This window comes from Moritella sp. Urea-trap-13, from assembly GCF_002836355.1.
Taxonomy (GTDB): Bacteria; Pseudomonadota; Gammaproteobacteria; order Enterobacterales; family Moritellaceae; genus Moritella.
The window spans coordinates 250,359-265,858 of sequence record NZ_PJCA01000001.1; the positions used below are offsets into that span (position 1 = coordinate 250,359).

The following is a 15,500-nucleotide window of genomic DNA, read 5'->3' on the forward strand; positions in this document are numbered from 1 at the left end:
GCCCCGCTTAGTTATCGTCATAACTAAGCGGGGCTTTTTTATTTGTTACTCAGTCTAATCGACCATCTGTAGCACGCTAGGTTAACCTAGGTGCGTTAGACCGCCCATGTAACCTTGCAGTACTTCAGGCACTTCAACACGGCCATCTTCTAACTGGTAGTTCTCTAGGATTGCTACTAGTGTACGACCTACCGCTAAACCAGAACCATTGAGTGTATGTAGCAATACCGGCTTCTTATTGTCTTTAAGACGCGCACGCGCCTGTAGACGACGAGCTTGGAAATCTTCACAGTTAGAAACTGAAGAGATTTCACGATATGTTTTCTGTGCTGGAACCCATACTTCAAGATCGTATGTTTTCGCTGCGCCAAAGCCCATATCACCAGTACATAGCGTAACTACACGGTATGGAAGATTAAGCTTGATTAAGATGTTTTCAGCATGCTGACGCATCTCTTCAAGCGCTTCGTATGATTTTTCAGGATGTGCTAATTGCACCATCTCAACTTTATCAAACTGATGTTGACGAATTAGACCACGTGTATCGCGACCATATGAACCTGCTTCACTGCGGAAACAAGGTGTGTGCGCCGTTAGACGTACAGGTAGATCAGCTTCATCAGTGATGGTGTCACGCGCTGTATTTGTTACTGGCACTTCAGCAGTAGGGATCAGGCTTAAACCTTGGCCTTCTTCTGTTGCAGGTTTAGTGTGGAACAGATCTTCACCAAATTTTGGTAATTGACCAGTACCGTATAACGAATCAGAGTTCACAAGGTAAGGTACATACAATTCTGTATAACCATGCACATCAGTGTGTGTATCAAGCATAAATTGCGCGATAGCACGGTGCATACGGGCAATTTGACCACGCATAACAATGAAGCGTGAACCGGTAATTTTAACTGCGTTTTTAAAATCTAGACCGCCAAGTGCTTCGCCTACATCAACGTGATCTTTAATTTCAAAATCAAATTCTTTTGGCTGACCCCAACGCTTTAACTCTACATTTTCATCTTCATCTTTACCTAGTGGTACCGATGGATGTGGTAGGTTTGGTAGCGATAGTGCAATATCTTCAATTCTAGTTAGTAGCTCAGCTAATTCAGCTTTAGCTGCATCAAGCTCTTCGCCTAATTTACCAACTTCCGCTAAAAGTGGTTGAATATCGTCACCACTTGCTTTTGCTTTACCAATGGATTTAGAACGTACGTTACGATCATTCTGTAATTGCTCTGTACGGATCTGTAATGCTTTACGTTGTTCTTCTAATGATTTAATTGTCTCAACGTCTAGTTCAAAACCACGGCTCGCTAAACGCTGTTTAGCTTCTTCTAAGTCTGCTCGAAGAAATTTAGGATCTAACATTCTTTACCTACTCTGCTTGTTTTATTTCGACCTGAGTACGATTTCCTTGCACTGGGTCAGGAATATCTGTGGGTGTTATTAACACATATTATTTTAACGTGTATTTACACTTTCATCACGGCTTTTATACTTAAAATACGGGTCTTTATGCTCGAAATACTAAGCGCATACCTAAATATGCAACAAAAATACACACGAATACGTTTAAAGACACATTTAGGCCTGCTTTTAACCACTGCCCATCTTGTAACAACAACAAGGAATCCATCGAGAATGTCGAAAATGTCGTCAGTGCACCTAAGAAACCTAAACCAATAAGTTGTCGCCAAGGTGTTTCAGCAATCAGGTTGTCATCGAGTAAGGCAAATAGTATCCCCATTAACAACGAGCCTAAAATATTGACGATAAGCGTGCCGTACGGAAAACCTTTACCTAACACTGCCGTTGCAGTTTGAGCTATAAAAGTACGTAATACTGCCCCAGTTGCACCACCGAGTGCCACAAAACCGTATAATGCTAAATTATTCATTGATAATACCGTCGTTATTTATAGCGTTTTCTTGGACTGTTAATATCGAGCTGATGTAAGTAATCAAGTTTTTGCTTAATTTGCTTTTCAACACCGCGATCGACAGGATGATATAGCTTGATACCTTGCAATGCTTCCGGCATATAACATTCACCCGGCGCATACGCCCCTACTTCATCATGGGCATAACGATAGTCATCACCATAACCAAGATCGGACATCAATTTGGTTGGGGCATTACGTAAATGCATAGGGACATCAAAGTCTGGCTGCTCTTGTACCATCATCTTCGCTTGGGAAAATGCGGTATAAACCGCGTTACTCTTGGCTGCAGATGCAAGGTATACAATCGCTTGAGCAATCGCACGTTCACCTTCATATGCACCAACACGGCTAAAGCAATCCCATGCCGATACTGCAACTTGCATCGCTCTTGGGTCAGCATTACCAATATCTTCAGAGGCAATAGCGAGTAAACGGCGGGCAACATGCAGTGGGTCACAGCCACCAGCTAACATACGTGCAAACCAATATAATGCCGCATCCGGTGATGAACCGCGAATGGATTTATGTAGTGCAGACATCAGGTCATAATAAAGCTCACCTTTATTATCAAAACTATTCACCTTACGGCCAACAACAGACATCAATCTTTCCAGCGAGATCAGCTTGCCTTGACCTTCGTCTTCAGCCATGTCATTTAACAGTTCAAGGTAATTGAGGCTCTTTCTAGCATCACCATCAACCAATTCGCAGAGTTTTTCTTTTACACCCGGCGCAAAGTTAAACTTCACATTAGCCAGTCCACGTTCATCCGTTAACGCTTGCTCCACAACTTGTTGTATTTCATCTGCCGTTAATTTTTTCAGTACATAGACACGCGCACGTGAGAGCAAAGCGTTATTGAGTTCAAATGACGGGTTTTCGGTTGTCGCGCCAATAAAGATAATAGTGCCATCTTCAATATGCGGTAAAAAGGCATCTTGTTGGCTTTTATTAAAGCGATGCACTTCATCGACAAACAAGATGGTACGGAAACCTTGAATGGCATTATCTTTGGCTTTTTCTATCGCTAAACGGATATCTTTGATACCCGAGGTAACAGCATGCACACGCTCAACTTTCGCATCACAATAATGCGCAATCATTTCTGCGATGGTGGTTTTGCCTGTACCAGGAGGTCCCCATAAAATCATTGAATGGGCATGACCTGCTAATAGCGCTCGGTGTAAGGGTTTACCTTCACCTAGAATGTGCGTTTGACCAATATATTGCGACATTTTTTGTGGTCGCATTCTGGCGGCTAACGGTTGAAAATCGGGACTAAAATCAAGTGACATCGTATTATTCATTAGCGTTGGTCATCTATATCTGTATCTTCCGGGATAATAAAATTAAACAACGCAGGATCCATCTTGTTCATTGTCTTATGATTTGTTAACGCAAATTGGCTGTTTTGGCCTTGTTGCTCTTGTACCGAGAACTGGGCTATTTCACCTTGTTTAAATTGTAAGGTGAAGATCGCTGCAGCAGGATCATTTGGGGTAATAACCGTGTAAATACCGGCTTGTTTGGTGACTCGATACGTTTCCCATGCTGCTTGCTGAGCACCCGCAATTAACATGAAGGGTGTATTGGCAATAGCATCTTTAAGTGTGTAAATACTAACTTGTTCAACAAACGGGTTATAAAACCACAGGCTTTCACCATTCGATACGATCAATTGTTCATCCGGCGACGTCGTTTCCCAGCGGAATTGATTGGGACGTTGTAACTGCATCAATCCCTGTGCAGTAGCCAGGTTATCACCCTCAGCTGACGTGACTATTTGCGTAAAGTCAGCGCTAAATGGCTTTAACTGAGTTAGTTGACTTTGTAGTTCTTGTTTTACGCTTTGCGCATGCGTTAGCATAGAGGCAGTCATTAGCACTGCTGTTACGACGATTTTTTTAAATGACATGTTGTTTCTCATAAATTAATCCTTTGGTGGCGGTGGCGCCAATACTTCTCGATTACCGTTATGTCCTGGTGAACTCACAATGCCCTGCACTTCCATCTCTTCGACGATACGTGCAGCACGGTTATAACCGATTTTAAATTTACGTTGTACGCCCGATACTGAACCTCGGCGCGTTTCTGTAACATGATATACCGCTTGATCAAATAGCTCATCGACATCTGATGAACCTTCTGCAACCTCACCTGGCAATAAGCTATCAGCCGTTGCTTCACCATGTAAAATTTCTTCCACATAATTCGGCGCACCACGTAATTTCCAATCTGCAACCACACGATGTACTTCATGGTCATCAACAAATGCGCCATGCACACGAATTGGTACACTGGTGCCAGCTGGCTGATACAACATATCACCCATACCCAGCAGCGTTTCAGCGCCGCCTTGATCAAGAATAGTGCGTGAATCAATTTTGCTTGATACTTGGAACGCAATACGTGTGGGAATATTGGCTTTAATCAAACCTGTGATCACATCTACAGAAGGACGTTGGGTTGCTAAGATCAAGTGGATACCAGCAGCACGGGCCTTTTGGGCAATACGGGCTATTAGCTCTTCAACCTTTTTACCGACAATCATCATCATGTCAGCAAATTCATCAACTACGACCACGATAGACGGCAGTTTAGTTAACGCTGGCGCTGTTGCATCCATACTGTCACCCGGTTTCCATAATGGATCGAGTATTGGCTGACCAGCATCAATCGCTTGTTGTATTTTACTATTAAAACCAGCGAGATTACGTACACCAACCGCTGATAATAATTTATAACGACGTTCCATTTCACCAACACACCAACGCAACGCGTTTGCGGCATCTTTCATGTCAGTAACAACTTCAGTTAATAAATGTGGGATACCTTCGTACACCGAAAGTTCCAACATTTTTGGATCGATCATGATCATGCGCACTTCTTCTGGCGATGCTTTATACAGCAAACTCATGATCATCACGTTCACACCAACCGATTTACCCGAACCCGTGGTACCCGCGACGAGTAGATGTGGCATTTTAGCCAAATCAACAACCACAGATTCTCCGGCAATATCATGACCTAATACCATTGATGTTTTTGACTTCGCGTCCATAAATGATGGACTCGACATCACATCTGAAAGGAACACAGTTTCTCGGTATTTGTTCGGCAACTCGAGACCAATAACCGATTTACCTGGAATAACTTCAACAACGCGTACACTCATTGCTGACAGTGAACGAGCTAAATCTTTCGATAATGCCGAGATCTTACTGACTTTAATACCCGGTGCTAAATCAAGTTCAAAACGGGTAATAACAGGCCCTGGATGGACATCAACCACTTTCGCTTTAATATTAAACTCGAGCAGCTTTTCTTCAACTAAACGGGCGACATGATCTAACTCTGCTTGCGAGATTGGATTGGCTTTTTTATTTGGTTTATCTAATAACTCTAAACCAGGTAGTAAGGTCACTGGTTTTTCTTTGAATTGTAGCTGATTAGTTGAGACCACTTGGTCACCAACAATTTCGAAACCATTACCTGTGCCGTTATTATTAATCTGGAATACCGGCGCCAGTGCGGGTTCACCTTGCTGTTCGATAATCTGCTCGGCAATAGTCTGTTCCACACTACCTTGTTGATTCATGCTTTGTTGATTAATATCGGCGGTATTAAAGCTACTCACATCAATCACATTGCTGTTATTAACCTGTGCAAAGTCATGTTCAAACTCATCGTCTGTATCTGTGGCTGAGTCATTAAAATGGCTATTATCAAAATCGGACGTATCGAAAGCCGACATTGAGGGTTCTTGTCGTGAAGCTGCATTATCCACCGCTGTAAATGACATGTTAGTAATGTCATCCTCTGCAGTAACTTGTTCTGACTCTAATGGGGCCGAGTCTATTGGTGGCGCTGATACCAGGCTTGAATTGAGTTTCGGTTCATCATATTCGACAGCAGTAGCATCTTTACTTGGTGTTTTAGTAAATTGTTTTGCCGTTAATTTTTTTACTTTAGTAAGGATAAATTGACCCGCGTTAATGGCGCTAGCACCAAGCATATCGACAATGGTCAGCCAAGAAATACCCGTTAGTAAGGTAAAACCAATAGCAACAAAACTTAATAAGATAAGCGTTGAGCCTAATACCCCAAATAGTTCACTAATTGCTTGTTCAATCACATCACCAATTAAACCACCTGATGAAAAATAATACAGGTCATCAAAGTTAACCGATGCCAGACCACACAAGCCGATTAGTAGTAATAATGCGCCGATCATACGTAAACCGACGGTAAAAAAGTCGATTTCATCAAGCTGTCTTGGACGCCAAAATATAAACCAAGCAAATGCTACAAATGCTAGGGGTATGGCAAACGCATAAAGGCCAAAGGTAAAAAACAGCACATCACCAGTCCATGCACCTAATGAGCCAGCCGCATTTTTCACAGGGCCTTGCCAACTCGTTTGCGACCATGATGGATCAGCTGGATCAAAAGTCACTAATGCAACCATTGCATAACAAGCAATAAAGGTAGAAAAAATGAATCCGACTTCGAAAACGCGCTGAATACCAGATAATGGCGCAAGGTATTTGGATGGAATGGCTAAATTAAATTTGTTCATCTTGATTTATGACTCTTGAAGGCGACGGTGGTACGTTATCTACTACCCAAGTTACTTCAAGATGCGACATCAGCAAACCGAATTAAGGTCACTTGGGTATATGAGCTATCAACTTTAAATAAATGCTGGAAACAAAACAAGCGGCAATATGCCGCTTGTTGATTATTTATCACTTTATTTGCGTAAATCGAGGATTACGCGAAAAGATTATGTGCAATAAGTTAAATTAACGCGTTTTAATAACTAAACGGTTACTTTGTTTTACTTCTTCCATCACAACATAAGTACGTGTGTCATTAACACCCGGTAAACGTAATAACGTTTCACCCAGTAAACGACGGTAAGCTGACATATCAGATACACGTGTTTTTAATAAATAATCGAAGTCGCCAGATACTAAATGACATTCTTGAATTTCTTCAAGTTCTTGAACAGCTTTGTTGAATTGCTCAAATACATCAGCAGCACCACGATTAAGCGTGATTTCAACAAAAACAAGCAATGAAGCATCCAGAAACTGTGGATTTAGAATTGCGGTATAACCTGTAATATATCCTTGGCGTTCTAAGCGTCGTACGCGCTCTAAACATGGCGTAGGGCTTAAGCCTACACGTTTAGACAACTCTACATTGGAAATTCGGCCGTCTTTTTGTAATTCATTAAGAATGTTACGGTCGATTCGATCTAGTTCCTTCATTGGTCGAGTTTTTACTTCCATCATTATTTTTTCCGCCCTTTTACGTCCCAGTAAAACTTAGTTTTTCAAATAATCCATTCATTTGAATACGCCATAGTTAGAAGCAACTTAAAGTGCTAGCTAAATCCTAACCAAAATTATAATAGCCTACAATAATTCAATTTACGAGGCTTATGTTATGCTTTCCCCGCTGTGGAGAAACATAATATTTACAAATACACCGACAGCATAACAATAGGCTAACATCGATGTTTTATCTTACAACCATCGAAATAGACGTTTCTTTGGTTTAAGTAGACACTAACAGAACATTAATTCCATTGAAAGGGGCTATATGCAAAATATATAGCTGAATCGCGGTTTTCGTTATTTTTGCATTATTATGCATTTTAAAAATATATTTTTACTCTACTATTTACCCCGCGCCACAAAGTTTTTACAATTGACCACAATTATTGGTATTAAGGAATCGTAATGAGTAATACAAAACACTGCCGTCTACTTATATTAGGCTCAGGCCCAGCAGGATATACCGCAGCGGTTTATGCGGCTCGTGCAAATCTAAACCCAGTAGTAATCACTGGCATGCAGCAAGGTGGTCAGCTAACGACTACGACTGAAGTTGAGAACTGGCCGGGTGATGCTGAAGGTCTAACAGGCCCAGCACTAATGGAGCGTATGAAAGCGCACGCAGAGCGTTTTGAAGCTGAGATCATTTTTGATCATATCAATGATGTTGATTTATCAGTCCGCCCATTTAAGTTAAAAGGCAATGATGTTGAGTACACCTGCGATGCATTAATCATTTGTACTGGCGCATCGGCAAAATACCTTGGTTTACCTTCAGAAGAAGCATTCAAAGGCCGTGGCGTATCTGCTTGTGCTACCTGCGATGGTTTCTTCTATCGTAACCAAAAAGTGGCAGTTGTTGGTGGTGGTAACACCGCTGTTGAAGAAGCACTTTACCTATCAAACATCGCTTCTGAAGTGCATTTAATTCACCGTCGTGAAGAATTCCGTAGTGAAAAGATCTTAACCAAACGCTTACAAGAAAAAGTAGCCAACGGTAATATCACACTGCACCTAAACAAAACACTTGATGAAGTATTAGGTGATGAAATGGGTGTAACCGGTATTCGTATGCGTGATACACGCACTGACGAAGCCAGCGATCTTGATGTGATGGGTGCCTTTATTGCTATCGGCCACCAACCAAACACAGATTTATTCACCGATCAATTAGCCATGAAAGATGGCTACTTGAAAGTAAATTCAGGCACTGAAGGCTTCGCAACGCAAACCACTATCCCAGGGGTATTTGCTGCGGGTGACGTATCTGATCATATTTATCGTCAAGCAATCACATCAGCCGGAACAGGCTGTATGGCAGCATTAGATGCTGAACGTTTTCTTGATGGATTAGGCGATTAATCCGTTTATTCTGCTAAGGTGATACCCTCGGTATCACCTTTTTCAAGGCTCTCTTTTTCAAGACCTCCTATATGCCAATCTATTTACCCGAACTAAACCAAGACTTAACCTTCTTTCCAGCAGTCAACACCGCGTTAACCGATCCCGATGGTTTACTAGCGATGGGTGGCGATCTTTCCCCACAACGTCTGATTAATGCCTATCAACGCGGTATCTTTCCTTGGTTTGAAGCTGATCAACCGATTCTGTGGTGGTCACCAAGTCAACGTATGGTATTAAACCCCGGTGAGATGCATATATCGCGTAGTTTACGTAAGTCTTTTCGTCGTCAAAACTTTACCCTGTCGATTAATAACGCCTTTGCAGAAGTAATTGAATCTTGCGCAGAACCGCGTGGCTATGCCAGTGATACTTGGATAACCGAGTCCATGCAAAATGCCTATTTACAGTTGCATGATATGGGCTTTGCCCACTCCATCGAAGTATGGCAGGACGGGCTATTAGTTGGCGGGTTATATGGTTTATATATTGGTGATATCTTCTGTGGTGAATCGATGTTCCATACCGTTACCGATGCGTCTAAAATTGCCTTTATCGGCCTGCAGCAACAATTGGCGAGTATTGGCTGTAAATTGATTGACTGCCAATTGCATAATGAACACCTTGCGTCACTAGGTGCCTCTGAAATCAGTCGCGAAACCTTCATCACCCAGCTCAACAGCCGTAACACCACAATCAAACCTCAGCAATGGCAGCCTCAAGCGCTTGTATTAGACTTAATAAGTAAAGCCAATACAACAGGGAGTACAATATGATTAAAGTCGCCTTAACCCCTCCCATGCCTTGCAGCTACATAAATGAGCAACAAGAACAGATCCTCGTTGTTCAAGATGATGATTTACATAATCAAGCTGGTTATGAAGTGTTGCTGCTTAATGGCTTTCGTCGCAGTGGTAATGATGTCTATCGACCGCATTGCCAAACTTGTCAGGCCTGTCAATCAATCCGCATTGATAGTCAGCTATTTAAACCAAGTAAGAGCCAAAAACGTTTGATCAACAAAAATAAGCACCTTGAAATGCGTGTTAGCCACCAGCCACAACCCGATTATTATCCCTTGTACGAGCGCTACATTAATACCCTGCACAGTGATGGCGCGATGTTTCCAGCTAGCCAATCGCAGTATGATGGTTTTATTACTAACGCATGGTTAACGCCCACCTTTATTGAATTTTATCTGGATGGCACGCTTATCGCGGTAGCCGTCACTGACGTGATGGCAAATAGCATGAGTGCGATGTATTGCTTTTATGACCCTGAGCTTCTCGCCCATTCCTTGGGTACCTATGCGATTTTACAGCAGCTGATTATAGCCAAACAAACAGGCAAGAAATGGCTCTATCTCGGCTATCAAATAGATCAATGTAGCAAGATGAATTACAAGGTTAAATTTAATCCACATGAGCGCTTAGTCGCAGGAAAGTGGCAATGCTGATACCACCGAAGAGTCAATAATAAAGCGTTATTAAAAATAAAACGTAAATATCTTATCTATAATATATACAGGCCTGTGTAAATCTGGCATCATCTTGCGGTCAAATATAGCTATTATAATTAAATTTTAAGAGGACTCATGGCAAAAGAAGACAGCATTGAACTACAAGGTACAGTTCTAGATACACTTCCTAACACAATGTTTCGTGTTGAATTAGAAAACGGCCACGTGGTTACTGCGCACATTTCAGGTAAAATGCGTAAAAACTACATCCGAATTCTTACTGGTGATAAAGTAACTGTAGCACTAACACCTTACGATTTATCTAAAGGTCGTATCGTCTTCCGTGCCCGTTAATCACGAGCCTCTAAAAAAACCAGCGTAAGGCTGGTTTTTTTAGGTCTACGATTTACTACACTTTCAATAATTCTTTATTTAATAACCACTTAATATCAGACAGCCCACTATTCGATAACCGCTAGTCGACATCCGACTTCTCGATATCCTAACAGCTCGACATCCAACCGCACTGTCCGATATTTTATGACTAATCCTTACAGGTTATTCAACATCAACGCGTAAAATCTCTTCTTCCCGCGCCGCTTTTTCATCTCTAAACTGTTGCTTTAACACTGCTTTTTTAAGCATGGCGATCTCACCATCAGTACCTATGGTAAAATGTTCCGGTTCAGTATTGAAACGCGACTGATATAGCATCACAGCTTGCAATGAGCTATCTTTTTGCGCCTGCGTTAATACCACACCATTTTCCCACTTGCCAAGCTCTACGGCTGTTTTAAGCTTTTCATATACTTCTGGTGTCATGCTCTCAAGCAACTTTTCAACTGACATCTTTACGTCCTTGGTTAATGCTCAGGGGGTGTCCCCTGCTCAATAATAATATATACCGCAACCCTACTATAAATACGCACTGATTTAAACTATTACAGCCCGCGTACACAACTCGTTTCACATAAACGATTGGTTGCAATAAACAAAAAAGGAAGCCAATTGGCTTCCTTAATACAGCGATGTTAATCCATCGCCTTTCATACTATCTAATGCACACCTGTCTAATGCACTGCTATCTCATACCCAACTTGCTTATGCAAATTCGTGCATGTCGATGCCAGCCATTTTTTGCATTACACGTAATACCTGGCAGCTATAACCAAACTCATTATCATACCAAACGTATAATATTGCACGGTTACCTTCAGCAATCGTTGCCAATGAATCAACGATACCAGAGAAACGGCTACCAACCATATCTGTTGATACTAATTCTTTCGATGTACTGAAATCGATTTGATTGTGTAATGGCGAGCTTAACGACATTTCTTGTAAGTAGCTGTTTAGCGATTCTCTTTCAACTTCTTTCTCAAGATTTAAGTTAATGATTGCCATTGATACATTCGGTGTTGGTACACGGATAGCGTTACCAGTCAGCTTACCTTTTAATTCAGGTAGTGCTTTTGCTACAGCTGATGCTGCGCCTGTTGACGTTAATACCATGTTCATTGCAGCGCCACGGCCACGACGATCACCTTTATGGAAGTTATCAATCAAGTTCTGATCATTGGTATATGAATGCACAGTCTCTACGTGTCCATTGCTAATACCGTATGCATCTTGGATTGTTTTCAGTACCGGTGTGATTGCATTCGTTGTACAGCTTGCTGCTGATACGATGTTATCTTCAGGTAGGATATCCATGTGGTTAACACCATAAACGATGTTTTTAATATCGCCTTTACCAGGTGCTGTTAATAATACTTTTGCAGCGCCAGGTGCTTTTAAATGCAGACCTAGGCCGTCAGTGTCACGCCAGATACCGGTGTTATCTACTACTAATGCGTTGTGAATACCGTGTGCAGCGTAATCGATTTGATCAGGACCATTTGAATAAAGGATCTTGATGTAAGTACCGTTGGCAATGATGGCATTGTTTTCAGTATCAATATCAATCGTACCGTTGAACTGGCCATGTACTGAATCTCGACGTAATAACGACGCACGTTTTTCAATATCACCAGGACCGCCACGTACCACGATTGCACGTAAACGTAATAAGTTGCTCTCACCTGTTTTATCAACAAGTAGACGCGCAAGTAAACGACCAATACGGCCAAAACCGTATAATACGACGTCACGAGGTTCAGTCTGAGTATCGTTGTTTAATGCAGGTGCTAATTCAGCACGTAAGAATGCGTCGATACCAGTAGAATCTTCGTTTTCACCCCAATAGCGAACAGCCAAACGACCTATATCAATTTGAGCGTTACTAATAGGTAGTTCACTGATCACTTGTAGTAATGGGAAAGTTTCAGTGAAACGTAAAATACGTCCTTCATGACGCTTAACTACGCGGTGTGCTTTTTGCAGATCAATTGCTGTTGCATTTTGTAGTGGGCGGCCATAAATTAATACTTCAACGCCTTTATTACGATACAGCTTTCCTAACAACGGTAGCATAGATTCTGCGAGTTCTTGGCTCTCTTGCCAATTCAATAAATGACTTTCAGATGGCATCTTTTTTCCCTTTTAATCACAACTACATGTAAGAAACATTAAAACAACAGTCATATAACTAACAACTGACATTTAATCAATTTGATAGCGTAATCATACAAAAATAACCGCTAATTTACCAATTAATCATGTGGATTAGCTCTTTATTTACTTTCTAGCTTTCATTCAAAACACAAATATTTAACAATGAAATAGGAACACTTTCACTTTTTCCGCTTGCTCACTTTATAACCGAGGTGATTTCAGCTCTTACTCTAACTGATAGCAAGTGAATACGAAGAAGTTGCGGCTCTCCACTAATTTAAATCGCCTCATTAGACAGTACGCGTTAATCTGTGATAGGGTTTCGTCACCGCCTATTTTAGTCTTAGCTTTATGCACCTTTTTCGCTCTATTAGCCGTTTAATTCCTGCTGTTGTTATGGCGAGTTTATTGGTCGCCTGTAACGACCCCCGCAATGTGGCAACGATATGTGCGAACGATGGGGCTATTTGCGCCGATTTAAATACCGATGAATGGTGTCAGACAGAAACAAATAACCTAATCTCCAGCCGTTTTGAAGCCAAGGGAAATACTAACGAGCAAGCCCAATACAGGTTATTAACGGCGCTGAGCGGTTTTCAAGAATGTATTAAAATAGCCGCACTCATCGAACCAAGATCACACCCCGAGTTAAAAACCCTGCGGGTAGCGGCAATGTTGAGCACTTACGATGAACTTATCGCATTAGAAAAACAGACTCTCAGTAGTAATAACCCTTATATACTCAACTATCATTGGGTATCGCATAATAACGAAAATGCCAAACGACGCTTTATCGCCTTATCCACACAACAAAGCTTTGATGACCCCGCGTTGTATTTCGCTATTGCTAATATTTATGGTAACAATAACGACCAAGTTATCGCTAATTTACTCAAAGGAATAAGTCTGCTTAACAATAATGCTCAGTTCGACAACTCTCAATTAGATAATGATAATAACAGCGACATGACCACCAAACTGCTCTATGCCATTATCACCACTTACATGCATAAAAGAGATTACCCACTGGCTTATCTGTGGTCGCAGGTAGCGATAATTTCTGATGTGGAAAATATAAACCTAGGTGTCTTTAATAAGCATAAAATAACGACAAGTGAACAACGCCGTTTAGATACGTTAGCAGGTAAGGTTGCAGAACAAATAGAAACACAGAAATTTACTGATGAAAGCTATGAACAGACATTGGCAGCAGTCGGGCTTTAACCTAGCGATAAAACCCGTTTACTAGTAGCAAACCAATGGCGTTAGTTAGTTAGTTAGTTAGTTATTTACTTAAATAAATACGTAAATAAATAGTTAAATAATTAGATAAATAGACCAACGCCAGTACCCACTTCAAGTAATCATTACAGCGATAACAACTACAGTGATAACTGTTGCACACCGCGAGCGGCTAAATAATCCATTAGCTCTTCAGGTAGCTCAGCATCCGCTTGATAATAACAAGCGCAAGCATGACGCTCACAACTCAATAGAATGATGCTCAACAATTCATTGAATTCATGGTTCTGCCAGATACCTGCATCACCAATCGTTAACCATTGCTGCATAATCGATAATGGTTGATTAAGTACGATCCCTGCAGATTGCATCGTCGTGAAGTCAACTAAAGCGCGGAATGCAGCATAATTATCTTGGCGTAACTGATAGCTGTTAATGCCTTTTGCAGCTGAACTCGCCAATACATTATCTAACTGGCAATGTGCTAACTGATAGTCAGCTAATAACCAAGCTGTAAATGAATCAGCATTTGCAGTGCCACCAGCAAAATCAACATCGCGTAATAATACGTTTGCAGTCAGTGCATTATTCGCCGTCACAACGAGCCATAAGTAAAATGCATAATCATCACTATTGGCATCTTGCCATTCTAGCGTTTGCGTTACTTGGCGCGTCGCCGTCACACCATCAGTAGCATAAGCCGCTAAGTATTGGGCTAGATGGGTTTGCTCCAACGGCACCGTTGCCATAATAGTTTTCAGCGCTAAGGCCAATTCAGCCTGCTCTTTGTCGGCATTAAACTGTTGTTGTAATTGGGCAAGTTGCGCAGGTAAAGTAAGTGCAACATCGTTACTATCAATCGCCACTGCAGACAAGCTAGACTGCGCGTGAGTCAATAACTGGCTCAGCACTGCCTCTGTTGTCGGTAATGCTGCTGCTGTAGTTGTAGCAGCAGGCGTAGACGTTAACGTCGCCGGTGGATTAACTATCCAGCTTTCGCCCAATGGCTCTTCACTACCTTGGTCAAGAATAACCAATTGGTAAGCGCCAACAGCAAGTGGCTCCTCTAAACTAATTTGATAGCTCTGCATCTCCATATCGTGTAAATGATAAATACCATTTAACGACCATTCGATTGGCGTAAACTCAGCTGTTTCAATAACAGTTTGGTTTGCTCTTACTTCCCAGATTAAATCTTCAGTCACAAATTCGATCGGTAAATGCAGATCAAATTGGATCACAGCTGATTCATCCATCACGATCACAGGCGGTAATGCGCGTAACCAAAACTGCTTAATTTCTTCTTCCAGCTTTACTTCTAATTCATCCGTAAAACCAAAATCAGCCAATGCTTGTATCATTAGCGTCGTCGGTAACGCTTGCTCATCGCCATTGGCATTTAATTCCGTACAGCTAAGACCAAGCATTTGGCCTAATTGCAGAATATGTTGTGCTGTCATTTGACACCTTAAATAGTGAACCTAACGCTATTATACCCAATCAATATCAAGATGCGAGGTCACGCAGTATCACAACCACACTGTTTCATGGGTTTTCT

The 15,500-nt window shown here is 41.6% G+C and carries 14 protein-coding genes; 5 read left to right on the forward strand and 9 right to left on the reverse strand.

Annotated elements, in window-relative coordinates:
• Positions 1–81: 81 nt before the first annotated feature.
• The 6 genes from serS to lrp form a co-directional block, all read right to left on the reverse strand.
• Positions 82–1,368, reverse strand: coding sequence for a serine--tRNA ligase (serS, locus tag CXF93_RS01130; protein WP_101060472.1), 1,287 nt, complete (start codon positions 1,366–1,368; stop codon positions 82–84).
• A 145-nt stretch (positions 1,369–1,513) separates the two neighbouring features.
• Positions 1,514–1,897, reverse strand: coding sequence for a fluoride efflux transporter CrcB (gene crcB / locus CXF93_RS01135; protein WP_101060473.1), 384 nt, complete (start codon positions 1,895–1,897; stop codon positions 1,514–1,516).
• 14 nt (positions 1,898–1,911) lie between these two features.
• A complete protein-coding gene (locus tag CXF93_RS01140) occupies positions 1,912–3,249 on the reverse strand; it encodes a replication-associated recombination protein A (protein WP_101060474.1) in 1,338 nt (445 codons plus the stop codon).
• Positions 3,249–3,869, reverse strand: coding sequence for an outer membrane lipoprotein chaperone LolA (gene lolA, locus CXF93_RS01145; RefSeq protein ID WP_101060475.1), 621 nt, complete (start codon positions 3,867–3,869; stop codon positions 3,249–3,251). The genes CXF93_RS01140 and lolA overlap by 1 nt, the downstream gene beginning before the upstream one ends.
• Positions 3,870–3,872: 3 nt before the next feature.
• Complete coding sequence (locus CXF93_RS01150) at positions 3,873–6,521, reverse strand: DNA translocase FtsK (protein WP_101060476.1); 2,649 nt, start codon at positions 6,519–6,521, stop codon at positions 3,873–3,875.
• 226 nt (positions 6,522–6,747) lie between these two features.
• Complete coding sequence (gene lrp, locus CXF93_RS01155) at positions 6,748–7,242, reverse strand: leucine-responsive transcriptional regulator Lrp (RefSeq protein WP_019440948.1); 495 nt, start codon at positions 7,240–7,242, stop codon at positions 6,748–6,750.
• 450 nt (positions 7,243–7,692) lie between these two features.
• Between lrp and trxB the strand changes: the two genes are divergently transcribed.
• The 4 genes from trxB (at position 7,693) to infA (ending at position 10,501) form a co-directional block, all read left to right on the forward strand.
• On the forward strand, positions 7,693–8,649 hold the full coding sequence (gene trxB, locus CXF93_RS01160) for a thioredoxin-disulfide reductase (RefSeq protein WP_101060477.1): 957 nt from the start codon (positions 7,693–7,695) through the stop codon (positions 8,647–8,649).
• A gap of 71 nt (positions 8,650–8,720) precedes the next feature.
• Positions 8,721–9,464 (forward strand): leucyl/phenylalanyl-tRNA--protein transferase, encoded by a 744-nt coding sequence (gene aat / locus CXF93_RS01165; protein ID WP_101060478.1) that lies wholly within the window; start codon positions 8,721–8,723, stop codon positions 9,462–9,464.
• Positions 9,461–10,144, forward strand: a complete 684-nt coding sequence (locus tag CXF93_RS01170) for an arginyltransferase (RefSeq protein WP_101060479.1) — start codon at positions 9,461–9,463, stop codon at positions 10,142–10,144. Before aat ends, CXF93_RS01170 begins: the two co-directional genes overlap by 4 nt.
• A 138-nt stretch (positions 10,145–10,282) precedes the next feature.
• Positions 10,283–10,501 carry a translation initiation factor IF-1 gene (gene infA, locus CXF93_RS01175; RefSeq protein WP_006032603.1) on the forward strand — a complete coding sequence of 73 codons (219 nt, stop codon included), beginning with the start codon at positions 10,283–10,285 and terminating at the stop codon, positions 10,499–10,501.
• A gap of 204 nt (positions 10,502–10,705) precedes the next feature.
• On the opposite strand, the gene CXF93_RS01180 is transcribed toward infA, so the two are convergent.
• Together CXF93_RS01180 and CXF93_RS01185 are read right to left on the reverse strand one after the other, a co-directional pair.
• Positions 10,706–10,996, reverse strand: coding sequence for a YeaC family protein (locus CXF93_RS01180; RefSeq protein WP_101060480.1), 291 nt, complete (start codon positions 10,994–10,996; stop codon positions 10,706–10,708).
• 252 nt (positions 10,997–11,248) lie between these two features.
• Positions 11,249–12,676 (reverse strand): glyceraldehyde-3-phosphate dehydrogenase, encoded by a 1,428-nt coding sequence (locus CXF93_RS01185; RefSeq protein ID WP_101060481.1) that lies wholly within the window; start codon positions 12,674–12,676, stop codon positions 11,249–11,251.
• Positions 12,677–13,051: 375 nt separating this feature from the next.
• On the opposite strand from CXF93_RS01185, the gene CXF93_RS01190 reads away from it, so the two are divergent.
• Complete coding sequence (locus CXF93_RS01190; RefSeq protein ID WP_101060482.1) at positions 13,052–13,924, forward strand: DUF2989 domain-containing protein; 873 nt, start codon at positions 13,052–13,054, stop codon at positions 13,922–13,924.
• Positions 13,925–14,082: 158 nt separating this feature from the next.
• On the opposite strand, the gene CXF93_RS01195 is transcribed toward CXF93_RS01190, so the two are convergent.
• Entirely contained in the window at positions 14,083–15,402 is a 1,320-nt protein-coding gene (locus tag CXF93_RS01195) for a hypothetical protein (RefSeq protein ID WP_101060483.1), read from the reverse strand.
• Positions 15,403–15,500 lie beyond the last annotated feature (98 nt).

Excerpts from the sequence above, each read along its gene's own strand:
- CXF93_RS01170 (WP_101060479.1), top strand. The coding sequence starts at position 9,461 with ATGATTAAAGTCGCCTTAACCCCTCCCATGCCTTGCAGCTACATAAAT.
- CXF93_RS01150 (WP_101060476.1), bottom strand. The coding sequence starts at position 6,521 with ATGAACAAATTTAATTTAGCCATTCCATCCAAATACCTTGCGCCATTA.
- lrp (WP_019440948.1), bottom strand. The coding sequence starts at position 7,242 with ATGATGGAAGTAAAAACTCGACCAATGAAGGAACTAGATCGAATCGAC.
- CXF93_RS01180 (WP_101060480.1), bottom strand. The coding sequence starts at position 10,996 with ATGTCAGTTGAAAAGTTGCTTGAGAGCATGACACCAGAAGTATATGAA.
- serS (WP_101060472.1), bottom strand. The coding sequence starts at position 1,368 with ATGTTAGATCCTAAATTTCTTCGAGCAGACTTAGAAGAAGCTAAACAG.
- CXF93_RS01185 (WP_101060481.1), bottom strand. The coding sequence starts at position 12,676 with ATGCCATCTGAAAGTCATTTATTGAATTGGCAAGAGAGCCAAGAACTC.
- crcB (WP_101060473.1), bottom strand. The coding sequence starts at position 1,897 with ATGAATAATTTAGCATTATACGGTTTTGTGGCACTCGGTGGTGCAACT.
- infA (WP_006032603.1), top strand. The coding sequence starts at position 10,283 with ATGGCAAAAGAAGACAGCATTGAACTACAAGGTACAGTTCTAGATACA.
- aat (WP_101060478.1), top strand. The coding sequence starts at position 8,721 with ATGCCAATCTATTTACCCGAACTAAACCAAGACTTAACCTTCTTTCCA.
- CXF93_RS01195 (WP_101060483.1), bottom strand. The coding sequence starts at position 15,402 with ATGACAGCACAACATATTCTGCAATTAGGCCAAATGCTTGGTCTTAGC.
- trxB (WP_101060477.1), top strand. The coding sequence starts at position 7,693 with ATGAGTAATACAAAACACTGCCGTCTACTTATATTAGGCTCAGGCCCA.
- CXF93_RS01140 (WP_101060474.1), bottom strand. The coding sequence starts at position 3,249 with ATGAATAATACGATGTCACTTGATTTTAGTCCCGATTTTCAACCGTTA.
- CXF93_RS01190 (WP_101060482.1), top strand. The coding sequence starts at position 13,052 with ATGCACCTTTTTCGCTCTATTAGCCGTTTAATTCCTGCTGTTGTTATG.
- lolA (WP_101060475.1), bottom strand. The coding sequence starts at position 3,869 with ATGAGAAACAACATGTCATTTAAAAAAATCGTCGTAACAGCAGTGCTA.